The 23,302-nt window shown below is 58.6% G+C and carries 19 protein-coding genes; 7 read left to right on the forward strand and 12 right to left on the reverse strand.

Annotation, left to right across the window (positions count from 1 at the left end):
* Positions 1 to 20 precede the first annotated feature (20 nt).
* From CCHOA_RS10205 to CCHOA_RS10215, 3 genes are read left to right on the forward strand one after another with little or no spacing between them, the layout of a single operon-like run.
* Positions 21 to 569 carry a PadR family transcriptional regulator gene (locus CCHOA_RS10205; RefSeq protein WP_164472473.1) on the forward strand — a complete coding sequence of 183 codons (549 nt, stop codon included), beginning with the start codon at positions 21 to 23 and terminating at the stop codon, positions 567 to 569.
* Positions 566 to 1,285: an ABC transporter ATP-binding protein gene (locus CCHOA_RS10210; protein ID WP_123930295.1), complete on the forward strand. Its 720-nt coding sequence runs from the start codon at positions 566 to 568 to the stop codon at positions 1,283 to 1,285. The genes CCHOA_RS10205 and CCHOA_RS10210 overlap by 4 nt, the downstream gene beginning before the upstream one ends.
* Positions 1,285 to 4,464 (forward strand): ABC transporter permease, encoded by a 3,180-nt coding sequence (locus CCHOA_RS10215; RefSeq protein ID WP_123930297.1) that lies wholly within the window; start codon positions 1,285 to 1,287, stop codon positions 4,462 to 4,464. Before CCHOA_RS10210 ends, CCHOA_RS10215 begins: the two co-directional genes overlap by 1 nt.
* A 252-nt stretch (positions 4,465 to 4,716) precedes the next feature.
* On the opposite strand, the gene CCHOA_RS10220 is transcribed toward CCHOA_RS10215, so the two are convergent.
* Complete coding sequence (locus tag CCHOA_RS10220; RefSeq protein ID WP_164472474.1) at positions 4,717 to 5,415, reverse strand: methylated-DNA--[protein]-cysteine S-methyltransferase; 699 nt, start codon at positions 5,413 to 5,415, stop codon at positions 4,717 to 4,719.
* A 114-nt stretch (positions 5,416 to 5,529) separates the two neighbouring features.
* Between CCHOA_RS10220 and CCHOA_RS10225 the strand changes: the two genes are divergently transcribed.
* Complete coding sequence (locus CCHOA_RS10225; RefSeq protein ID WP_123930303.1) at positions 5,530 to 6,576, forward strand: hypothetical protein; 1,047 nt, start codon at positions 5,530 to 5,532, stop codon at positions 6,574 to 6,576.
* A gap of 184 nt (positions 6,577 to 6,760) precedes the next feature.
* Here CCHOA_RS10225 and CCHOA_RS10230 read toward each other — a convergent pair whose 3' ends face one another.
* The 5 genes from CCHOA_RS10230 to CCHOA_RS10250 all read right to left on the reverse strand — a co-directional run bounded on the left by CCHOA_RS10230 (position 6,761) and on the right by CCHOA_RS10250 (position 10,049).
* The gene (locus CCHOA_RS10230) at positions 6,761 to 7,621 is read right to left on the reverse strand and encodes a VOC family protein (RefSeq protein WP_164472475.1); all 861 of its coding nucleotides are present in this window, start codon (positions 7,619 to 7,621) and stop codon (positions 6,761 to 6,763) included.
* A 103-nt stretch (positions 7,622 to 7,724) separates the two neighbouring features.
* On the reverse strand, positions 7,725 to 8,027 hold the full coding sequence (locus CCHOA_RS10235; RefSeq protein ID WP_123930309.1) for an RNA-binding S4 domain-containing protein: 303 nt from the start codon (positions 8,025 to 8,027) through the stop codon (positions 7,725 to 7,727).
* Between the two features lie 36 nt (positions 8,028 to 8,063).
* On the reverse strand, positions 8,064 to 8,396 hold the full coding sequence (locus tag CCHOA_RS10240) for a YbjQ family protein (protein ID WP_123930311.1): 333 nt from the start codon (positions 8,394 to 8,396) through the stop codon (positions 8,064 to 8,066).
* 121 nt (positions 8,397 to 8,517) lie between these two features.
* A complete protein-coding gene (locus CCHOA_RS10245) occupies positions 8,518 to 9,183 on the reverse strand; it encodes a LysE family translocator (RefSeq protein ID WP_164472476.1) in 666 nt (221 codons plus the stop codon).
* A 98-nt stretch (positions 9,184 to 9,281) separates the two neighbouring features.
* Positions 9,282 to 10,049: an SDR family NAD(P)-dependent oxidoreductase gene (locus tag CCHOA_RS10250; RefSeq protein WP_123930317.1), complete on the reverse strand. Its 768-nt coding sequence runs from the start codon at positions 10,047 to 10,049 to the stop codon at positions 9,282 to 9,284.
* Between the two features lie 191 nt (positions 10,050 to 10,240).
* Between CCHOA_RS10250 and CCHOA_RS10255 the strand changes: the two genes are divergently transcribed.
* A complete protein-coding gene (locus tag CCHOA_RS10255) occupies positions 10,241 to 10,483 on the forward strand; it encodes a hypothetical protein (protein WP_123930320.1) in 243 nt (80 codons plus the stop codon).
* A gap of 2,415 nt (positions 10,484 to 12,898) precedes the next feature.
* On the opposite strand, the gene CCHOA_RS10260 is transcribed toward CCHOA_RS10255, so the two are convergent.
* From CCHOA_RS10260 to CCHOA_RS10270, 3 genes are all read right to left on the reverse strand, one after another.
* Positions 12,899 to 13,849 carry an SDR family NAD(P)-dependent oxidoreductase gene (locus CCHOA_RS10260; RefSeq protein WP_123930323.1) on the reverse strand — a complete coding sequence of 317 codons (951 nt, stop codon included), beginning with the start codon at positions 13,847 to 13,849 and terminating at the stop codon, positions 12,899 to 12,901.
* A gap of 655 nt (positions 13,850 to 14,504) precedes the next feature.
* Entirely contained in the window at positions 14,505 to 16,205 is a 1,701-nt protein-coding gene (locus CCHOA_RS10265; protein WP_123930326.1) for a DUF885 domain-containing protein, read from the reverse strand.
* 81 nt (positions 16,206 to 16,286) lie between these two features.
* Positions 16,287 to 17,402 (reverse strand): LOG family protein, encoded by a 1,116-nt coding sequence (locus CCHOA_RS10270; RefSeq protein WP_123930329.1) that lies wholly within the window; start codon positions 17,400 to 17,402, stop codon positions 16,287 to 16,289.
* 128 nt (positions 17,403 to 17,530) lie between these two features.
* Between CCHOA_RS10270 and CCHOA_RS10275 the strand changes: the two genes are divergently transcribed.
* On the forward strand, positions 17,531 to 18,568 hold the full coding sequence (locus CCHOA_RS10275) for an NAD-dependent deacylase (protein ID WP_245992137.1): 1,038 nt from the start codon (positions 17,531 to 17,533) through the stop codon (positions 18,566 to 18,568).
* Positions 18,569 to 18,695: 127 nt separating this feature from the next.
* Here CCHOA_RS10275 and CCHOA_RS10280 read toward each other — a convergent pair whose 3' ends face one another.
* From CCHOA_RS10280 to CCHOA_RS10290, 3 genes are all read right to left on the reverse strand, one after another.
* Positions 18,696 to 19,946 (reverse strand): MFS transporter, encoded by a 1,251-nt coding sequence (locus tag CCHOA_RS10280; protein WP_123930335.1) that lies wholly within the window; start codon positions 19,944 to 19,946, stop codon positions 18,696 to 18,698.
* 293 nt (positions 19,947 to 20,239) lie between these two features.
* Positions 20,240 to 20,788, reverse strand: coding sequence for a gamma carbonic anhydrase family protein (locus CCHOA_RS10285; RefSeq protein ID WP_123930338.1), 549 nt, complete (start codon positions 20,786 to 20,788; stop codon positions 20,240 to 20,242).
* A gap of 401 nt (positions 20,789 to 21,189) precedes the next feature.
* Entirely contained in the window at positions 21,190 to 21,426 is a 237-nt protein-coding gene (locus tag CCHOA_RS10290; protein WP_123930341.1) for an AlbA family DNA-binding domain-containing protein, read from the reverse strand.
* A gap of 801 nt (positions 21,427 to 22,227) precedes the next feature.
* On the opposite strand from CCHOA_RS10290, the gene CCHOA_RS10295 reads away from it, so the two are divergent.
* The gene (locus tag CCHOA_RS10295) at positions 22,228 to 23,298 is read left to right on the forward strand and encodes a YcnI family copper-binding membrane protein (RefSeq protein ID WP_123930344.1); all 1,071 of its coding nucleotides are present in this window, start codon (positions 22,228 to 22,230) and stop codon (positions 23,296 to 23,298) included.
* Positions 23,299 to 23,302: the final 4 nt, after the last annotated feature.

Here is a 23,302-nt window from a genome sequence, read left to right on the forward strand (position 1 = left end):
CAAGCGATGTGGAGGCGCACATGAGTATGAAAGATGCGCTGCTCTATCTGTTAGATGACCAACCGCGGGCGGTTGCTCAATTGAAGAAAACCTTCGAAACCATGACCCAAGACCTGTTTCCGGTCAATGTGGGTCAGGTGTATCAGACAGTGCAGCGATTAGAACGTGATGGTCTCGTCGTGGTTGCCCACGATGAGCCGGATCCGGCCACCGGCCGACCCGTGTCGGTGTACACCACCACCCCGCCAGGCCACGACGCCGCACAGGCGTGGCTGAGCAGCCCAAGCATTCAGCTTGCGACAGCCCGCGACGAGTTGGTGATGAAAGTGACGCTCACCATCGAATCCGGTGGTGACCTGCCGGCGGTCATTGACCAAGAACGGGCTGCGGTGCTCAACGCTATTCGCCAAGCCATGGTGCAGCGATCAACCGCTACGGATCTCACATCGGCAGTACGGCTCACAGCCGAAAAACGGATCTACGACCTGGAGGCCATCGCCCGGTGGCTGGACTTTATCGATAACGCCTGGGCGCAGCATGCTGCAGGTGGAAAGGGTGCATCGCAATGACCGATACAACACACAACACGCCCCTTCACCCCGCATTGCAGCTGACCGGAGTGAGTAAACACTATGCCGACGGCAACCACACCATTGCCGCCTTAACCGACGTAAACTGCACCCTTTACCCCGGACAGATGGCCGCGATTTTAGGTCCTTCTGGGGCGGGAAAATCGACTTTGCTGCAGGTCGCTGGCTGTTTAGACGCCCCCACCGCCGGGCAGATCACCATTGCTGGTACACCGGTTGCAACAAACAAGGAAGCCGTGCGGGCAAAGATTCGGCGGGAACATGTCGGCTATGTGTTTCAGGAATACAACCTGCTTGAGGGACTCACGCTCGGCGAAAACGTGTCCCTCCCCTTAGAACTAGACGGTGTGGCTAGCGCGACAGCGTTGCAGCAAGCATCTGATCTTCTCGAGCAAATGGGCTTGGCGGACATGGCGCACCGCTTCCCCGCGGAGGTTTCCGGCGGCCAGCGGCAGCGTGCCGCTATAGCCCGGGCACTGGTTGGCAAGCGCAGCATTATCTTGGCTGACGAGCCTACTGGCGCGTTAGATACCACGACTGCAGAACAGGTGATGGCAGTGATTCGGCAGCGCGTCGATGACGGTGCCTGTGCCATTGTGGTCACCCACGAGCCGCGGCTGGCCGCCTATGCCGATGTTTCCTGGGTGCTGCGCGGCGGGGTGCTCAGCGATGGTGTTGCAAGGGGTGGAATGTAATGCGCACGCTTCGCTATCAGGCACGGCTCGCCTGGCGGATGATCACCCATAATCGTCGCTCCAGTGTGCTTGCAGTGATTTTGATTATGCTGCCGATGCTGCTCGCCATGAGTTTCATCTCCCTGATCGCTGCACCATATGAAGGTGTTCGAGTGGCAGCCCAGGCATTGACCAGTGCCCGAATTGATCAGTCACCCTGCATCCAGGACAGTGAACTGCTGGACGATCACCGTAACGGCACTGATCTGTCGGCGATTGGCAACCATCACCAAGGGTTTGGCAGATTCAGCAGTATTGCGGATTGGACCGCGCTGCCGCCATGCCCGGCTCCGCAGGACACCCCAACGGGGACTCAGCTGGTAGCAAAGCTCAACACGCTGATCCCTGACGCCACGTTCGGGCCGAGTTTGCACAGTTCCTTGCAACTGCGGCGGCTTCCGGCACCATTCAACGACAACGGATCTCTTCCTGCTGCAGCACAGGATTTCGCCGACCACGCGGTGGACACGCACTATCCCCGGCTGGGTTCGATGGAAACGACGTTGGTGGATGCGAAACAATTCGCATTGCTCACCCAGCAGCTCCCTGCGGCTGCCGGCGAGCATCCACTGCTGTTGCTTCCGGCGCATGTTGCCCCTGCTTTTGATCTCACCCCTGGTGAGCAGCTGCTGGTGGTGCCCACCGAGTTGCCGCATGAAGCCTTTTCATGGGAAAACCCTGGTATTTTCTTCGACGACAATTCCTTAGAGATAGACGGGGCGCCCACTGCGGAAAGTGACAATCCTCCCAATACAGATGCCGACAGTATTGACCAGCACGCTGCTGCACCCACGCTGCCTGCAGCACTTGCAGCTGCCGGTATCACCCCGGAGCTGGACGCCCCCTTCATTGCCCAGGTTAGTGTCAGTGATTCGGTGAACAGTCCAATGCTTTCCCTTTCCGCATTGCCGCGGATGTCGGCGCTTGCCGACGCATTATTGAGCATGCCGGTTGGTGTCAGTGAACTCTACGGCGAATCGAGTTTTGTGTCCGCGACGAGTAATCCGGCTGTCGTCGACGTTGCCGCGGACGAGCCGCTGCTGCCGGGCTTTAGCGTACGTATTACTCCGTCGACGCAGCTTGCAGCCGGTGTAATACAACCCCTACCGCTATTGAGCCGCGAAGCGATGGAACTGCGCAGCCTCTCCCTCAGCACACTGCTTGGCATGTTGTTGCTGCTGCTATTTGTCGCGGCCGTAATTATGCCGGTGTTCGCTATTCGCGCCCGGCGGCAGGTGAAACAGTTCGCAATTCTGCGCTCCCAAGGGGCTACTTCCCGGGATGTGTTGCTGCTCTCACTGCTCCAGACCGTGCAGCTCACCGTGTTGGCTCTGCTCACTACAGCACTATTGCTCATTCCGGTGACCTGGTCACTTTTCCATCTTTTCCAGCTTACGCAGGTCTACACCTTACCGATATATCCGCTGCTGTTCCTTGCCGGCGGTGGGGTGTTTGCCGCCTTACTCGCTGGGATTATTCCGGCCTGGTGGGCAAGCAATCTGCCCCCGGCGGTTGCGTTGCATGGCGGTCGACCAACTGCGATGAACAAACTCCACATCCACAACTGGATCGGGCCGCTGCTAATTGTTGGCAGTCTCGGAGTGTTTGCGATCAGCAAACTCATACAGCCCGCCACAGTGTTGAAGGAGAACCCGCAGTCGTGGGATGCCGAAGACAGCCTTATTGTGCTGCTGGTAGCGCTGATTGGCCTGCTGCTCTCCGGGCGGATATTGGTGTATGTGGTCAGTCGTATCAGTAGCCGACTGCCGGTGTTGACTCGGATCGCTGCCCGGGATTTGTGGCGTAGCGTGCACCGCACTGGACCTGCAGTCGCAGCGGTTGCGGCGATTACTGTGTTTGTGTTTGGTGGCCTGGCTATGAGCGCTTCCACCTTTGGGGGCCGGGAGTCCGATCGGCTTTTTGAGCGAACGAATCTGGTCGTCTCCCCGGCGCTGTATCCGGCGGCACCTGCCAGCATTGACCCCTTTACTGACACTATCGACACGATTGCCGATGCCCTCAACCATCCACCATCGGTGACCCAGTACCTGGCGGACTATCCGACCGGGGCAGCTGTAGTGCCTTTGTTGGCGCAAAATACCGTCGCCCCGGGGGACAGCCAGTGGACTGGGATCGGCGACGAGCAGTATTCTGGCGACACAGCAAACGATAGCTCGCTGGTTGCGGAACAAATCCATGGTTTTCCGTATTCGTTGAGTTTGCACAGTCTGCGGATTGTCGATGATGGGGCGGCCGAAGATGCACCCGGCGATGCACTATTGACCCAGCTGCACAACGGTTATGATGCGCGGATCGCAGCCGCTGTGGCCAGCGGCAAAGTTGCGGCCGATTATCGTTTCGTACATGACGGGATGATCAAACTTGCGGTGTTAGCACCAACCTTGGCCGCTGATCCGCAGTGGATTGATGAGGACTCGCAAGGCCTGGTTGGGGAGGACGGATTTTTCCATCTCACCCCGCAGCTGCCGGTGACTACATATCTCACCCTGCCGGCGGTGCCGGTTGATCCGGCGTTGCTGCACTATGAGATTGGTGTGGCACAGCGATCCCTTGTCGAAGCAGCAGGAATCCACACCAGCATGGAGCGGGTGGTGTTCCTTCCCGACCATGAGGTGAACCCGGTTGCGTTAGGGAAGCTTAAGGAGATCGCCGAGTCGGCGAGCCCGTCGCTGTCGATCTGGCAGGCAGGTGCTTCGATCTATGAAGAGATTATCACCGTGCTGGTGATCGCCCTTGCGTGGCTGCTTGCGCTCGGCGTGATTGCGGTGGTCATCGGGTTGGCGGCGGCGGAACATCGCCGCAATCGGACGATCCTTGCCGCACTCGGACTGTCCCGCCGTGAGCTTGCCCACTTCTCCGGGATCCAGGGGTTACTGATTGCATTTACTGGCATGATCGGCGCCATCGTGACTCTTGGTGCATACGCACTGGTCGCCAATGCAATGCAGGCGCTGCCGCACAGCCTAGGTGCTGCTGCGTTCACCCAAGCTCACCTGCTTGCTTATTTTCTTCTGGTTGCGGTTGTGGGGTTTGTGGTGTTGCCGGTAGGAAGCTATCTCGTGGGGCGTATCTTTGGTGGCCGCGGTGTTGACCTGCAGATGCTAAAACGCATCGAGTAGCAACCTGCCAACACGCCGATACGCTGGCCTCGTGCAATCCATCGCTGACGCAGTGCCCGTGTAGTTTCCCACCCACCTGCCGCAGGTTGACCTTCTGCTCACTGCCCCGGCAGGTGGGTGGTTGTGTACAAGCCACTAGCAGCGCCCCGGATACGGAGCGAACAATGTCAGAAAGCATGCCGCGTACACAAGGAATCTAGCCGAACACAGGTCCAGATTCTGTAGTATTCCGATCAGTTCAGCAAGGGGTGGTTATACCTGGTGCTCCGTCCCGCCTTCTAAGGCAAGGAGGGCACGTTTGACGGCCACATCGTAGGCGTAGCCACCAATCCCGTTGGCGCCGACCACCCGGTGACAGGGGATAACAATGGCGATCTTGTTTGCCCCGACTGCCCCACCAACAGCCCGGGAGGCACGCTCATTCCCGCGCAGCAGCTGGGAGACCTCCCCGTAGGTGACAGTTGCCCCGAAAGGCACCTGCTCGTAGAGGGTGTGCCACACTTGTCGGCGAAATGGGGTTGCCTGCTGCCACACGGCAGGTGCGATAGGGACAGTGAATCGTTGCAACGTGCCGCGCGCATAACGCTGGAGCTGTTTACACAACATGCGACAGTGCGCCGCGGCCAGCCGCGTACCGGCGCTGCGCAGCACATAGGGCACCGGTTCTGTCGGCTCAGCTGGCGCCAACTCGGGATCTGTTTCATTCCCTACAGCATCCGGATCATCGTTCGTCACCAGCCCCGTGGCAGGGGCGCCTTGTTCGGCTGTGTTTTCGCTGTCTGATGTTTCCACCGGATCAGGATCGGGAAGGGTGAGGATTTCCACATGTTGGATTCCGTGGGCACAGCAGCGCACCAGCACTGGGGCGAAGGGAAGAATGACCAAATCAGCTGCCCAAGTGTCTTCCGCACAGCACAGCGGTGCCGTGTTCACAGCAGTGGTGTTACTCATCGGGGCAGTGACCTCCCGGGGCAAACCCGTATGCGGGATGTGCAAGGTTGACGCTAAGCAGCCTAACAGCATGCTGCTGCGCGGCATTGTTGCTGCTCGGTAGACTTGCACACTATGACTGCAGGCGAATCTTCCCATCCCACATCGAATATCCCGGCGACGAATAGTGAATTTGTGGTTGGCGGGCATGAAACTGGCCTTCCCCCCGCGGAACGCTATAGCCAGCTGCGCTGGTATTTTGCGCAACACTATCCGCTGCCCGCACCGTTGGAAGAACGGTTAACCGCCGCACACCCCACTACGGCGGCACTGGATGCAACATTGCTGCAGGAAACAAACCAGTGGCTGCGGTTGCTGCCGGATCGTCTCACCCACACCGCCATGGTGATGCTGGGGGCGGCAGTCGATCACACCATGCCTGGGGTGGCGTATCTGCGGGGCGCGAATGTCACCGTCGAACAGCAGGACGAAATCACGATGCTCACCCCGGAATCAGCTGCCGCCGACACGCTCATTGTCAATGTGTATGCCTTTGATGGCCGCTGCGGGAACGGCCAGGCCGGTGAAGACCGGCACCTCCCAGAGATGGCAGCACTTGCTGTGTTAAGTGGCTGCCGGGTCGCGGTGGTGGACTGCAGCAGCAGTGCCGTGCAGGCGCTTAAGGTGCAACAAACCCAACTTGTCCAGATCGTGAAGAACTTGCGGGAAACCTATCAGCCAACACGGCTGGCGCTCATCGGCAGTGACGCCGGGGCGCTCCTTGCCGCCTGTGTCGCACCAGCCGCCGATGTGGTTATCTTCGACCAGCCTTACCAGGGTGCACTGGCCGACAGTACTGTCGAAGCCGCACTGGCGGCTGCAAGCACCTGCGAGCAAAAAACCACAGTGGTAGTAACCCATCCCACCGCAATATCCGCGGCCGACCAGGACATAGTCAGTGGACTCCTTGCTGCGGCACAACCCGTCGGCGGGGCTGCAGTCCACACCTTCCCCGGTGATCCGCTTATTATCGAGCCAGGTATTGCGCGCCAACGGCTGCTGTGCTGGGCGCAACACATAACTGGAAAAACAATCACCGATCCGCGGCAGGCAGTAGAGGAGCAAGTCGCTGCTGCCCGTGCCGCGGAAGAAGCAGAAGCAACAGGCAACGCCAAGCAATAAAACTACCACCAAGTAACTGTGTCGTCGGGAAAATACAGTGCACAGTGGGTGAGTAGCATCAGCTAGCAAGCCACCCGCAAACCCATTGCCCGTCACACTCCCAACCGGCACAGTCGTGGGGAGGTCACAGACTACAAGCCTGCGACCTCCCCAATTATTGCGGCAAGTAAACTTAACGGCCGGATTACTTGTCTCGCGGCGCATCCGAATTCAGCGGGGTGGTATCAATCCCCATCGCCTCCAGATCAAACTCGCCCAGCGGATCCCCTTCGTGCGGTTCCTCCACCGGCATTGGTGCCTCACAGAACGTCACCGGGGCACCCGTTGGATCGGTCGCCACCAACATCGGCCCGAAGGGGGAGTTCATCGGCCCGGAAACAATCTCCCCACCGTGTTCGGTGATCGCCTGGGCGGCCGCCTGCAGATCCACCACCCCCAGGAAGGTCTGCCAGAAACTTGGCATATCCTTCGGGAATTGCCCCTTGGCATCCCACAGGCCAGCGAACGCCATCCCGTCTTTGGTTGCCACGCCATACTGGTTGCCGGACTCGTCAGTATTAATGTCAATCATCCAGTCAAAGAGTTCCGCATAAAACTCGACAGTCTCTTTGAAACTGGTGACCACAGCCAGCTCATGCCAAACAGCACAGCCAGGTTCGCCGCCGGCGACAAACGCATGTTCCGCTTTTGCTTCCATAATGCCCACCAAGGCACCCGCCGGATCGGCAATAATCGCCATACGCCCGTGTTCCACCGCTGTGGGTTCAACCAGCACCGGCGTATCCCGTTTTTTCGCATCAGCAAGCAGCGCATCTAGGTTGTGGGTGTAAAAGTAGGTCATCCACGTGTCGGTGAGATGCTCTAGCGGTTTCGGTAAAAACCCAGCCACCGGCAGCCCTTGATGACGTGCCATCCGCCACCCGGATTCATATTCGCTGACCTCCCAGCCGAGGACTTGATGATAAAAGTGTGCCGATTTGCGGGGCTCACTTGAGAGCATATCCAGCCAAAACGGCATGGTTTCTTCAGCGGGGAAAGCAGGCATAGTTGAAACAATTCCTATCAGAAAAAAATTGGGAACATGAGTGCAAAGACGGCCACACACCAGCGCCGGGACGGAAGCAAGCGGCAAGGCCGGGGATGGTACTTCACTCGAAGGTGACGTTGCGCCAGCGCTCCGGATCGAAATCGTCGCCGGCGGTAGCCTCATCAAAATAGTCGTCATCGTCGTCGGCGACAACGATCGCCGTGGATCCTTGGAAACCCACCTCGTCACCGACATGCAAGGTTCGGCCGCGGCGGGTGTCAACATCGCCGTTGACACTCACCAGACCCTCAGCAAGGACTTGTTTTGCCTCGCTGCCGGTGTCGACAAAATTTGCTAGTTTTAGCAGCTGGCCGAGTTTAATCGTCTCATCTGCGATGGGAACTTCGATGCGGATGCTCGTCATGCCCACAGTGTAGCTGGCACGCTGCCGGCAACGAACCTAGGCGGCGGCTTCCCGCAGCGTCACTGCGGTGCCAGTCACCGACACCATCACCATGGTGTTGCTGCTGCCCAAGGTGAGATAGTCAACTTGGACACCCACCACCGCATGTGCCCCTAAGGCGGCGGCACGTTGCATCATCTCCCCGGTGGCTTGTTGACGGGCATTGACCAGTTCCTGCTCATAGGAGGCTGACCTGCCGCCGAGCACATCCCGAAAACCTGCTGCAAAATCTTTTATCGCATTCATGCCGACCACGGTTTCCCCGGCCACGATCTGCAGATATCCGTCGATGCTATAGCCTTCAACGCTATTAGTGGTGGTGACGATCACGACTTACTCCCTCATGCTTGTTCGTCCAAGATATGGTTCACAACGGGACGTGCAATGTTGTTCAAGTCCCCGGATCTTGTTGCCGCCCAGCATACGCCTTATGTGGCGAAAAGAACCGTGCTCAGTTCATGAGAAGATGCCCCAGTATCGCGGCCGCCACCCCACAGAACACCACTCCCGCCAATATGTCGATAACCCAGCCAAAGCGGTTGAGGAATCGTCGCATCGCCCCGGCTGCGCAGGCTACCCCAACAAACCAACACACTTGAATAATCAGCATGGTGGCCACGACAAGGGCAGTGGTTTGCAGTGACGTACCGTGGGGCAGCAGGGAAGAAAACACACTGACAAAAAACAGGATTGCTTTAGGGTTCGACAGATTCGTCAATAGTCCGATGCGTAAAGCCTCCCACCAGCGCAGCTGGCCACCTACCCTTCCAGCGGTACTCGGTGCCTGGCCGCCGGAAGATACAGGACGCGGTGGCTGTTTGGCGCCTTGTCGTGCAGCTATTCCACCCCGGACAGCAGCAACACCGATATAGGCCAGGTACGCCGCACCGGCGATTTGCAGCACAGTAAACAGGAGGGAACTGGCCGTGATCAGTGCAGCCAATCCACTAATGCTCAACGCAATCCACACCACATTGCCGAAGCAAATCCCTAATGCACACCAGACACCGGCAGCAAAGCTTCGCGCCGCCTGCCGCAGAATCTGAAACACATCGGGGCCTGGGGCGGTAATTGCCACCACCCAGATCACGGCAGTGGAAAGCAGGAGAGAAGTCACCCTCATCATCCTAGTAAGGGGCATCCAACCAGGACACGTCCCCTTGATGCGTGCTCAGCCCATCGGCGGCGAACAGCTACCCACTGCGAAGGTGTTTATTAGGAAAACACTTGATGCACCGGTGTGAGCTGAATGTCGTCGATATTGACATGCTCTGGCAACGAGGCGACCCACCGGATCGCTTCCCCTACATCATCGGCTGTAAGCGACACGTTATCGGCATAGACAGCCTCTGCTTTGTCCTGATCTCCCGCGAACCGCACCGCAGAAAACGCGGTGTGCACCCGACCAGGATCAATCTGGGTAACCCGCAGCGGCGAATCAGCAGTCTCAAGGCGCAAGACTTTCATCATTGCCCCTAGGGCATGTTTCGCCGCGTTGTATCCAGCCCCGCCGCGGTAAGGATAGCGGCCTGCCACGGAACCGATCGTGATGATCTGCCCGCCGGGATGATCTAACAATGCCAGGAACTGCTGGGTGACCCGCAAAGTTCCTAACACGTTGACTTCATACATGCGGGTCCAGTCGTCATGGTCACCGTCGGCAACACTGTCAAGCCCCAGCGCCATTCCAGCATTGTTCACCAGCAGGTCGAGACGATCAAACTGGTCACGCAGCCGTCGAATCGATGCTTCATCGCTGATATCAACCGGCCAGTAGTGACAGCCTAAGGCTTCCGCTGTTGCTGCGAGCGTGGTTTCATTTCGTGCCGCAATGGTAACTGTCCAACCGTCGCGAAGCAGCGCCTGCGCGGCTGCTTTGCCAATCCCTGCCGAACCACCAGTGATCAATGCAACCTTTCCTGTGCCGGGTTGTGGGCGGGGATAGCTGGTTGTCGGATAGTCGGGGGCGTCAGGAAATTCCATGAAGTTCTCGTTTCACTTGGCACCAAAGAATCGGTGGCCTTTCAAGGGGGAGACGTTTGCGATTGTAATCGGATTCCGGGGCATGGAATGCGCATAGTTCGAAGTCACACCACACCCAATGATCGACCAAGGTGAGCTAGACGACGCAAAAACTGCTAGAGGTGCGACCCTAGGGCTTCTACAATGAAGCTATGACTGCGCAAACCCCAGATTCCGGCACCCCAGCGAAGGTCGATCCATTGCCATGGGTGGAAGCCCAGATCGCGAACAATGCGGTCTTAACCGAGCCCGAGATTGTCGAAGCCACTGGTGCCGATCCTGGTGATGTGGACTCGTTGATGCGGTTTTTAAACCTGCTCGGTCATATTGTGAAAGACCCCGAAGGGCCGGTGCGCGGCCCTGGTGTGCGGTGGATCCGCAAACCAGGCACATAATTGTTGTCATCGTCGTAGCTTGGCGCAGCGATGACCAATTACTTGCGCCACCCATCCACAGCGATTACTGCGACGCGGTGACATCGTAAATCTTGCGGAAGGTCGCAATGTGCTCCTGGCCCGGCAGTTGATCGCCGCCGCGCCAGGGGCGGAGCAACAGCATCTCGTCACACCGCCACGTGCCGAAAGACTCAGCTCAGCGCAATCAAGTCGTTTACGAGTCTGTGGTAACCACTAAAAGATACCAATCCCACACGGGACATACGCCTGCCCAGTGCCACCTACTGCAGACAGCTAGCATCACGGATTCTCCCTGCCCAAAGCCTCGTAGCGAACACGGAAGATGCTTGGCTACCGCCGTTTAGGCGAACCCAAACGAGATGTGCGTGCAATTTGCACCACTTTGCACCCACTCTGACCAGCGGAAACACCACCCCTATTTGAGATAGCCCCTAGCGTTATTGTGTGACGTCCAACATCACGCAACCAACCGAGCACCTCGTCAGTCGGCGACCCGCATGAGCGCCGCCGCCCACAACCCGCCCCCGCGCTCACCAGAACCAAATAGAAACAAGTAAGCCTAAACAAGTCCAGTCACCAATCCGCCAGATCCAACCACGGCCACCCACTGGACGCCTCAAAGGGCACAGCGCCCGCCAAGAGCCCTGAGCCCACCAATGTTCATTAGGCGCACCAGATCCACACCCAACTTCAGCCCTAGGTACGGCCAAAATTAGACAAAACAGGCACCAACAGTGTTGCACGTGCAATTTGCACCAATTTGCACCCGCTCTGACCAGCGAAAACAAGACCCCTATTTGAGATAGCCCCTAGTGTTACTGTGTGACGTCCAACATCACGCAACCAACCGAGCACCTCGTCAGTCGGCGACCCGCATGAGTGCCACCGCCCACAACCCGCCCCCGCGCTCACCAGAACCAAATAGAAACAAGTAACCCTAAACAAATCCAGTCACCAACCCGCCAGATCCAACCACGGCCACCCACTGGACACCCCAAAGGGCACAGCGCCCGCCAAGAGCCCTGAGCCCACCAATGTTCATTAGGCGCACCAGATCCACACCCAACTTCAGCCCTAGGTACGGCCAAAATTAGACAAAACAGGCACCAACAGTGTTGCACGTGCAATTTGCACCAATTTGCACCCACTCTGACCAGCGAAAACAAGACCCCTATTTGAGATACCCCCTAGTGTTAATGTGTGACATCCAACATCACGCAACCAACCGAGCACCTCGTCAGTCGGCGACCCGCATGAGTGCCACCGCCCACAACCCGCCCCCGCGCTCACCAGAACCAAATAGAAACAAGTAACCCTAAATAATTCACCCCGCAGAAGCCCCCAGATTCATTCATCCAGCCCCAAACCCCAGCCCTAAGTACGGCCACAAATCGACAAATCAGGCACCAACAGTGTTGCACGTGCAATTTGCACCACTTTCCACCCACTCTGACCAGGGAAAACAAGACCCCTATTTGAGATACCCCCTAGTGTTACTGTGCGACATCCAACATCACGCAACCAACCGAACATCTAGTCAGTCGGCATCCCAACAATGCCGCCGCCCACATTCCACGCAAACCCGCTACAGCCAAATAGGGTAGAGCGCCGACAAACAGTCACACCTGCAAGCCCACGAGTGGAACACTCGTCGCCAACCGAACCGCCAAACAGCACACAATAGTAAACCCACACTATTGCCCCTGCGGCAGCTTTCAGACCCATCAACCCGGCATCCAACTTCGGCCTTAGTTACGGCAAAAATGGAAAATCAGGCACCAACAGTGTTGCACGTGCAATTTGCACCACTTCGCACCCACTCTGACCAGCGAAAACAAGACCCCTATTTGAGATAGCCGTTAGCGTTATTGTGTGACATCCAACATCACGCAACCAACCGAACATATAGTCAGTCGGCATCCGAAGAATGCCGCCGCCCACATTCCACGCAAACCCGCTACAGCCAAATAGGGAAGAGCGTCGTCAAACAATTCGAACCTGCAAGCCCACGAGTGGGACACTCGTCGCCACAAGAATCGCCAAACAGCACACAATAGTGAACCCACACTATTGACCCTGCGGCAGCGTTCAGACCCATCAACCCGGTATCCCACTTCGGCCTTAGTTACGGCAAAAATAGGCAAATCTGGCACCCACAGTGTTGCACGTGCAATTTGCACCACTTTGCACCCGCTTTGACCAGCGGAAACACGACCCCTATTTGAGATAGACGCTAGCTTAATTGGGTTGGCCTAGGACTGTGCGATAAACCTTGCTACCCGTGCGCATCGCTACCGCTGGAGCGTGCATCGCAAGCGATGCACCCGTAATGTTGCTGATTGCCACAGCGCCGGAAGACGGTAAGCCGCTTGCCAAGCAAGAGCCCGGGGGCACTTATTCTGCTGCGCGCGCAGGGGAGATCGGATATTGGATACGGGGATGCTCTGCCGCTATGGCTGCAACCGCTTCATCTTCATCAATACCGATCATGGCGAGCGAGGCCTCCCAGGCGTGGGCGGTGACAGCTCTGTCGTAGGCAACACTTGATGTTTTCGCTAGTCGATTGTTTTCATAGTAGCCACCGGGGATGATCTCTTTGCCGATTTCCCCGTCGGCTAAATAGACGAGCCGGCCGGCGGCTTTGCTCGGCGGCAGTAGCCAAGGGCGGGTAAGTTTCGATCGGTAAAACAGCCCTAGCCAGGAGCGGTCATCGCTTGCGAATTGAGAGGACACAAGACCGGGATGAAAGGAGACGCCGAAGATTCCGAATCGGGAGAACCTGCTGCTTAATTCCCGGGCAACCATTGCGTTGAGGAGTTTGCTGTCCGAATAGGCCGCAAGCGGCTGATAGCGGCGCCGCTGGCGGTTAAAGTCGCTGGCGCGATAGTCGTGAAACCATCGACCTGCCACCGATGAGGTCATCTCCACGATGCCTTCACCGTTGGCAAGCAGCGGTAACAGGTGCATGGTCAAAAGTAGCGGACTTAAGTGGTTAACCTGCAGAGTGGTTTCGTATCCGTCACCGGTAAGCGCAAAGTGGGGAACGTGGCGACCCGCATTGTTGGCCAGTACATCGATGTGGTCGGTGCGATTGCTGATGGCCTGGGCAAGGGCACGAACACTGTCGAAATCGGTGTAGTCACAGGTGAGCCATTCGTTCCCGAGCAGGTCGGCGAGAGCGGTAGCGGCGGCTGTGTTTCGACCAACGCCGATGACCCGATGACCGCGCTGTAGCAAGATTGTCGTTGCAGCAAGACCAATGCCGCTGGTGGCGCCGGTGACGACGATGGTTCGTGGACGATTTGTGGGGTTGTGATCAGACGCGTGAATTCCGGCAAGCATCATGTTCACCGTCCTTTCATCGACGTGCTGTTGGGTGCTGTGGGCACGGAATCCGGTGGCGGAGTTTCCGGCGAGCCGCGTTGCGTTGTGTGGCGTAAGTGACACCAGGAGTACCGGGCGGCAACCTATTGTTTCCAAGACAAAACTTAGTTGCTTGGCCGGTCAGCTTCAAGGATCATGTCCGACTGAGATACATTTCCGTATCGAACGAGGTTGTCATTAGTGGCCGGAATTTCGCCGGGCTGCTCCACGTTTTGGCAGGTCACAGGAATTACAGTGCCCGCTGCGGTGAAACCTGATCCAGCGCTGTCCCCAATACCCCCTAAATACCCCTAAGCATTTTTCTTCCCAGCCATGATGATCCCGCCATCCAGACGGCGTGGCGCCCGCGTTGCGGCATGTAACCCCCCTGGGAAAGTGCTGTCTCCTTTTGTGTGTTTTGCGTCGCCGCCAGCGCAGTTCACCGGTGACGAAGTCACCTAATGACGGTGCTGGCAAACTCGCACAGCATTGCGGCTTGGTGTTGGGCGCGTCCACAGCGCCCATACTGTTCCATCGACAGATGGCGCAGTATGGGCGTGTGAGCCTATTTGCCACCTATGGGCGTCGGAAGCATGCACCTACTTGTGTCGTTGCGAATAACACAGCGGTGGGGTGGTTAGTGTTTAGCAGCGGCAGCCAGTACCACGTCCCGCAGAATACCCATTGGGATGGATCCTTCCGCGAGGGCAACCGAATGGAATGTGCGCTGATCCATTCCGGCGGCTACAGCTTCTTCCCGCAGCTTGTGCCAGAGTTGTTCGCCGAGTGCATAGCTGGGGGCTTGCCCGGGCCAGCCGAGGTAGCGGTGGAGTTCGAAACGCAGGTTCGCCTCCGACATGGCAACGTTTTCGCGCAGGAATTTCCAGGCATAGTCATAGTCCCACACGCCACCTTCGTCGGTGGCTAGGCGCAAGTGCACACCGGTGTCGAGGACAACACGGGCGGCGCGCAGCCGTGCCGCATCCAATACGCCCATCATGGTGGCCGGATCATCGTGATAGCCGAGTTCGGCCATGAGGGTTTCCGCGTAGAGTGCCCAGCCTTCGCCGTGGCCGGAGTTCCAGCAGGCGACCCGGCGCCACAGGTTAAGGTTGTCGCGTTCGCATACGGCCTGCCCGCACTGCAGGTGATGGCCGGGTACCCCTTCGTGATAGACGGTGGTGAGTTCTTGCCAAGTGTGAAAAACGGTTTCTCCCGGTGGTACCGACCACCACATCCGCCCCGGCCGGGAGAAGTCGTCGCTTGGACCGGTGTAGAAAATTCCACCGGTGCCAGCCGGATCAATCATGCATTCGATGGTGGTGACTGCTTCCGGGATGGTGAAGTGCTTATCCCGCAGATCGGCTACCGCCTGGTCGGCGACGGTTTGCATCCATTCCTGCAGGGCGGTGGTGCCTTCCAGGCGATAGTTCGGATCCTCGTTGAGGCGCCGCATGGCTTCTTCCACATCGGTGCCGGCACCGTAGAGGGTTTCCGCGATAGCGGTTTGCTGCGCGACGATGTCGGCGAGTCGCTGTTTTGCCCAAGTGTGCGCCTCATAGGGGTCGACGGGGAAACCCACATATCGGCGCAGGAAACGGCGGTAGCGTTCTTCCCCGACAGCATCGTCGGCCGGGGCGTGGGGGAGTAGTGATTCGGTGAGATATTCACCGAGTGCACCGAAGGCACGTGCGGCGGCTTCGACTGCCTGTTTGCCGTCCTCCCCGAGCTGAAGATCGTGGAAGAAACCGTGCGGATCGGCGACAACTTGGCATTGTTCGGCGACGAGGGCAACCTGCCGCCGGGCAGCAACTAGGCCTTGTTCTTTCGCTGCTTCTAAGGATCGCTGATAGCCGGCTAGTGCCTGGGGCACTTGCCCTAGCCGGGCAATGATGGTGGCTTTGTCTTCGGCGGTGTCGTTGGGCATAAAGGAGAACACGTCACGGATCGACTGCACCGAGCTGGCGAGGACGTTGAGGCAGCGGAGATCTTCGCCGGCTTCGTAGAGTTCCACATCTAACCCGATGCGGTCGCGCATCACCGCCGCAGTGACCTGGTCGACTGCATCGAAGCTGATGGCTGGATCTTCCGCGGCGGCGGCAACAAGCTCATCGATATCGGCGAGCATTGCCCGATTCCGGTCGGCGACGGCCGCATAGAATTCCGGAGAATAGTCTTCGAGTTCGGTTTCGTAGCCGTCAATACCCCAGGCGCTGGCGGCGGTGGGGCATAGTTTTGCAAGATCGTGCACATAGGCTTCGGCGAGCATGTCGAGCCGGGACGGTGCCCGGCGCGCAGCAGTGTCAGCCGTGTCAGGGTGCTGTGTGGTGTCAGTCATACTGCCCAAGTGTAGGGCACTGCCGCGGCCGGGTTTTCACTCATGTCGCCTGTACCCCCGTCGGGGCGGGCGGGCGGGCAGCTATTGTGCCCGGAGCTGACCGGCGACCCATTTCGTGCCGGGGGAGCGCCATTGTTGGAGGGCTGCCGGGATCGCTGCGGGGCTGTCGACGGTGAGTATCGCATCCACATAGCGGGCGGGGATAAAGCCGCAGGCGGCCATGTGTTGGAGGGCTTCGAGGAAGGGCTGCCAGTAGCCGCCAATGTTGAGCAGTACCACCGGGCCTGCCCCGGCGACGAGCTGCTGATTGGTGAGGACTTCGGTGAGTTCTTCCAGGGTGCCGATGCCGCCGGGGAGGGCAACATAGCAGTCCCCTAATTCGATCATGCGCGCTTTGCGGGCGGCCATGGTGGGGACTACTTCGACTTCGGTGAGTCCGGGATGGGCGATTTCTTTATCGACAAGGTAGCTGGTGATCACGCCGTGGACTTCCCCGCCGGCGGCCAGCACACTGTCGGCGAGACGTCCCATCAGGCCGATTTTCCCACCCCCGTAGACGAGACGGTAGCCTTGGTCGGCAATAAGCTGCCCGAGGGTGTCGGCGGCGGCCGCATAGGCAGGGTCGTGTCCGAGGCTGGAGCCACAGTAGACGGTGATCGATTGGTAATGGTGCGGCAGCTGATAGTACAACACGTCGCTGTCGCTGGCGGTGTCCACCGGATATGGGCGAAACCCTAGGTCGTGGGCGGCGGCCTGCAGCAGCGGATTGCTTTGCAGCAGGCTACAGCCAGGAATGCCATAGTCGGCCAGCAGCCCGATGGTTCCGGCGAGCAGCTGCGAATACGCCGCTGGGTCACTGGGGGCGTCCGGGGTGGTGTCCGCCACCAGCAGCACCGGGATCGCATCGTCAATCGCCCCAGGGATGCTGGCGGGCGCCACGAAATGCAGCCAGCCGATCAGCCCGGCAGCAGCAGGGTCAGTGGCAGTGGTGGTGGCCGCGGGCTGGGGATCACTGGTTGTCACCACGAGATCGCCGCGGATCAGATCAACTGGTTGGGTGCGGCACCAGTCCGGCAGCTGCGGCCGGATACGGTCGACTGCCGCGATAGCGGCCTTGTCTTGCAACACTGTGACCTGCGGGGTATCGGCTGGTGCTGCGCCAGCTGACTTGGAAGCATATTGTGCACTATCACCCATGACCATTGATGGTAACCCGCACCGTAGGAAAACACCGCAATTGGTGTGACCAACGTGGCGGATGCCACCCTTTTGCCCCTTGCCGCAACCCGGCTATCAGGTGCTGGTGGCTCGCTACGATAGATGGGGTGAGCATCAACACTGTGGCATCCGGCACCAACAACCCTCCCGAACACAGCAGCAGCACAGCCACTGCCCACAGCAGCAGCGAGAATGTGGCCACGCCACCTGCCGATTCCACCCCCAGGGCAGCTCAACCTTTCCTGGCTGCTGCCGCAACGCCTACCACCGCATCGGAGGGCGGCACGGCAGAGCAGATAATCCTGCCACCGGCGAGCTGTGCACAGCTGGAGGAAATCTTGGCCGGCTGTCGACGGGTGGTCTTTTTTACCGGTGCAGGGATTTCCCAAGAATCCGGTATTCCGGTGTATCGCAACGACGACACCGGCCTTTGGGAGAACGTCAATCCCGAAGAGCTCGCCAGTATTGCGTCGTGGCGCAACGATCCGGCACCCATGTGGGCGTGGAGCATGCTGCGGGCACGAACCGCAGCGAACGCCACCCCGAATGCGGCGCATCAGGCAATCGGCCGGCTTGCCGCCGACGGCAATGTTGCAGTCACAGTGGTAACGCAAAACATTGATGATCTTCATGAACGGGGCATCACCATGTTTTGTCCCCCGGAGCATGCCACCTATCCTGCACTGTTGCATGTGCACGGTTCACTGTTTCACTTCCGCTGCACCGACTGTGGTCAGCCACCGGCTGTTGCCCCTGTCATCCCGCCGCAGGTTACTGCCCGTCGCCTGGCCCCGCCGGTGTGTGACTGTGGGGGAGTGATCCGTCCCGGGGTGGTGTGGTTTGGGGAGCCACTCGACGAGGAGATCATGGAGCAGGCCGCCACCGCAATGCGCCTTGCCGATGTGGTGATTATTGTGGGCACCTCCGGGGTGGTGATGCCAGCCTGTCAGCTGCCGCTGATAGCCCACAACCGCGGTATTCCACTCGTAGAGATCTCCCCGCAGCCAACCGCGTTCACCCCACTGGTTGATGTGCATGTGGCCACCACTGCCGGCCGGGGAATCCCTGCTGTTGTTGACCTGCTGCTCGCCGATGCACCACATGCCACACCACCGCCACCGGTGACCGGCACTGCCGACAGATAGCAAAAAACCCGTGACGCTGCACCTGTTCGCAGAAAGCAGCACCACGGGACTTCCGGCGCGAAACAACACCCACCAACCAGTGGCAACAGATGGCAACCAGTGGCAACAGCCAGCAGCAGCGCCGCCGCTACTGCACCGGGTGTTGTCGAACTGTGGCAGGAAACCGCACATGGCGCACCGCCATGGTCATGGCGAAGGCGACGAGCACCCCGCATAGCGCCACCACAATGACCGAACCGGTGCCCCCGGCAAGAGCATCAATGTGGGTGAATCGCAGCAGTGACGCATCCACCTGGCCGCCAACAAACGCACCCAAGCCAATAGCAATGTTAAACGCCCCCGAGTTCAACCCGTTTGCCGACTCGGTCACCTTCGGTGCAACCTGAATCACCCAGGCTTGGGTCACCACCGAAATCATGCCGGCAAACAGCCCCCACATCAGCATGCCAAGAATCCCGGTGACAGGATTGTGAACGACAAGCATCAACACCAGCAGCGCAATGCTGATACCGCCGGTCATAATCATCATGGTGCGTGCAATATTGCGGTGAATCAACGGTCCGGCAAGGAAGTTACCGCAAATACCGGCGACACCGAACGCCAACAAGCCGACAGCCACCTGTTCCACACTCATGCCGGCTTGCTCCTGCAGGATCGGTGACGCATAGGTGTAGGCGGTAAATTGGGCGGTCACCAACAGCAGCGTGAAGATGACTGAAAATTTCACCCCCCGAATCCGCCAGGCACGAACCGTATCCTTCATAGTGGTGGGGATGCCTTGCCGCATCCGCGGCACAGTAAATAGCACCGCCACAGCAGTGATAAGCACAATCGCAGAACAGATCGCGAAGGCTTCCTGCCAACCAAACCGGGTACCCAGCCAGGTGGCAAAGGGAATCCCTAACACCAATGCCGCCCCCGACCCGGAGGAGGCAACGGTTAATGCCCGCGCCATATCCGCCGGCCGGGAGATCCGTGCCACGGTTGCCCCGAGCAGCGACCAAAACACGCCGAGCGCTAATCCGACAAAAAGTCGAGAGAACAAAAACAGCTCAATCGTGGGCGCGATCGCGCTGAGCATCCCGGAGAGCGCCGCCATAACCAGCGCCACCGACAGCAAAATACGGCGATCAACTTTCCCCAGCAGACCCGGCGCGACGACCGCGATCACCCCGGCAAGGAAACCGGGCACCGTCACCCCGAGCCCGACAGTGCCGTTGGCCACCTGATAGTGTTCCGCAACCAGGGTCAGCACCCCAATGGGAAGTTCTTCCATGGTGGTCATCATGAAAATACCGAACCCGAGAGTGATCACCCCAAGCCATGGGGTGGTCTGCTGGCCGGGTCGGGCAGGCGAGTTGTGTGCCACTGCCGTCACAGCCCTTTCTGTCGAAGCGGATATGATCCTGCATCCGCACCCGTAGCCACTACCGTAGTAGCACCACTATCGATAGTGACCAAAGGTACAAATGCAAAGCAGATCACTGTACTTCGCCCAACCAGCGAAGGGGAAGTTAGCACAGCTTTCCCCGGCTAACCATGATTTGTGTAGCACCCCATGCGCCGCTGACAACAACCGCTAGTAAAGCCTCACCCTTCGGGGTCTGCGACCAGTTCCCGGTGCCGCAGGCAGCAGTACTCAACACAAAGCAAGCTAATAACGGCTGCTCACTATTCGCCGGTGCAGTCTTCCCGCCGCAACGGTTCACCCAGCTGGCTGTGCGCCTTCCCTAAAGCCACATATTTCGCCGCATGGGGAATAAACGAGCCGGACTGTTCATCGCTTAATTCGCGGCGCACCTTCGCCGGCACACCCGCAGCCAGGACTTTATCGCCGATAGTTTGCCCTTCAAGCACGACCGCACCAGCCGCAATAAGTGCACCTTCCCCCACAACGGAACGTGACAGCAGCGCTGACTTCATGCCGACCAGGGTGCCGTTGCCCACAGTGGTGCCGTGCACGAGTGCCATGTGACCGACGGTGACATCATCGCCCAGGGTGCACGGCGCATCACTGTCAACATGCAGCACACTGTTGTCTTGAATATTGGTTCTTGCACCGATGGTGATCCGGTTGACATCCCCGCGCAGCACCACCCCATAGAAAATGCTTGCATCAGGTCCGATATGCACATCACCGATAATCGTGGCATTGGGTGCCAAGAATGCAGAAGGGTGAATCACCGGGGTTTTGCCGTTGTACGCATAAATGTGAGCCATACCCACTATTGTGACGCAAAACCGGTACACCGGCAGGGATACCGCAAGAAGTAGCCCCGGGGATTGCAGATTACTTACCGCCCCACACCACCGCCAAACGCACCCTGCCGAGTCGCGCCGGGCTATCGGTGCTCACCGGGGAGCTTTCAGGCCGCAGCTACACTTATCCCGCAAACCAGCGGGGAAGAACGCCGCTTCCTTGCTGGCCTGAGTGCACAAAAATCCAGCACCGCTGCTGTGTGCACCATCTGGTTCGACATACTGCCACCCGTCATCATATTGGTTGGAACGTCGATCGCAGTAGCCTGCGAAGAAGCTGCCATTTCATCTTCCCGGGATATGCGGACACGACGCCCCCACCACATCGCACAGTCTACTGGGACGCAGGAATCATCGACACGTCATCGCAACGCACCTGATGTATTTTCCACTGGTTCACGACACTCAAACACATACAACACCAAAAGGCGGGCTCCGCAGACGAAACGAACGTCAATATCGACAAGCACACTGACTGCTTGATTGATGCGCTGCGCCAGCCATTGAGCGGCGAGGTCGGTGCCTATCACCTCACCGGTGTTATCTACGAACCCAATGAGCAACACTCCACCACCGGAAGCGTGTGCGAACGCATGCAACCCCGTCCGCAATCTTTGAAACCGCCCCGGAATTCGTGTTTTCACCAGGAAGAATCCCATCTTGTATGCGGCGAACAGCCTCTTTTTTAATACTCGAGACCGTTGCTTTCCTTGCTGTTGAAGACACTTTCTTTTGCGGCGGCCTGGCAAGCATCCCCTACGAGCCGTTTCATTTCCTTCCGGTGTTCCATCCACTGCATTGCGCTGCCCGGAAAACAGCCGAAAACGGCACACTGACCAACCATGCAACAGGTCGCGTGACGAAACGCCCCGCAGTCTTCAACCTAGACGCCACGGGTGATGAACACCTACCACTGATCAGCAAAACCAGGCCGTTAACCAGGGGCAGTACAGGCTTGTCGAGCATCAAAAGCCTCAGCAAGATTCCTAGCATCCGATCACCAAGGAACCGTGCCAGCCCAGCTGCGTATTCACCAGTGCGCTGTGCATCAGTTCCTGGCTAATCCCGCACCCCTGCAATACCTGTCAATCAGTCATCGTCTGCCTGCCGCAATCTGTGGTGCGGGGCAGCTGTATTTCCCCCTTTGTCACCCCTTAAGGGGGATGCCCACCGCACACAACCGAGTGAACCACGATGGTGGGGGAGGCTGTGCGCTGCAGCAATAGCGATATCCACCCCGGATTGATCGGTGATATGCGATGCGGAAAACCTGGTGAAACGGTAGGCTCACCTGTTGGAATACTGTTCATCACACACACCTGCGGGCAGCTACCCCCGACACGGATATCCAGGTGAGTATCGCTGCCCTCACTGTTCGACACGAAAAAGGATCGCCCCTGATGCGTCAATCACGTTTTGGCCACTTCACTTCAACGATGGGGGCAGTCGCTGCTGCTTCTGCGCTGCTGGTTGCGGGGGCTGGTTCCGCAGGTGCAGCAGTCACCGTCAGCCCTCATAAACTTCCTGCTGAAACGACCCAAGTAGTGAAGTTTGCTGTTCCGCAGGGCTGTGATGGTTCCGCGACGACGAAGATCGCTATTGATTTCCCGGCTGATGTCACCACGGTGGTGCCGACCCGCAATGTGTTCTGGGAGATTGAAACTACCCACAGCAAACTTGATGAACCTATCGTTGACCAGCAGGGGAATCAGCAAACCGAACGAGTAAGCCGGGTGGTGTATGAGGCTATTCGGCCGCTGCCATATGATCAGCGCGACACCTTAGAGGTGTTGATTGCAACGCCGGCCACCAAATCCGGCAAGGTGCTGTATTTTCCGGTGATCCAAACCTGTAAACAGGGGCATGTGAATTGGACTGATATCCCGCAGGGTGATGAGCGTTCCGCTGAGCTGAAGCATCCTGCCCCCAGTGTGGTGGTGGGAGCAGCGGCTGCTGGTCGCGCCGCAGGATCAGCTGCCACCGGCAATCATCAGCGCGGTGACAAGTCTTTCGCGGATGATTTCGAAGCTGATCTCGATGAGGTCACCGCTCAGGTGAAAGAGGGCTCAGCTAAGGTGAAAGACCAGGCTGCGGCGGCTGCGGGGGCGGCTTCGCGGGCAGCGAAGGATCTTTCCGACGAAGTGAGTGACACCTATTCGGATGTAAAGTCCGATTTGGCTGATGAGCTTGACGAATATGTAGCGGACGAGGATCGGGATCATGACCGTGACGGTCGTGACGATGACCGATATGACGATCGTGACGATGACCGGGATCGTGACGTGCACAGGTATCAGGATCGGGATTCGCGGGACGACCGCGATGAGCACCGTTATACAGATGAGCATGTTGATCCGATTACTGCCCAAGCCCGGTCAGTGGATCACGGGGGTGCCGGGGTGTGGATTCCGGTGCTGCTTGCGATTATCGCCCTTGGCGCGGTGGTGTTGTTAAGCCGCCGTCGCCGGTAGTGCT

It is taken from the genome of Corynebacterium choanae (assembly GCF_003813965.1).
Lineage (GTDB): Bacteria > Actinomycetota > Actinomycetes > Mycobacteriales > Mycobacteriaceae > Corynebacterium > Corynebacterium choanae.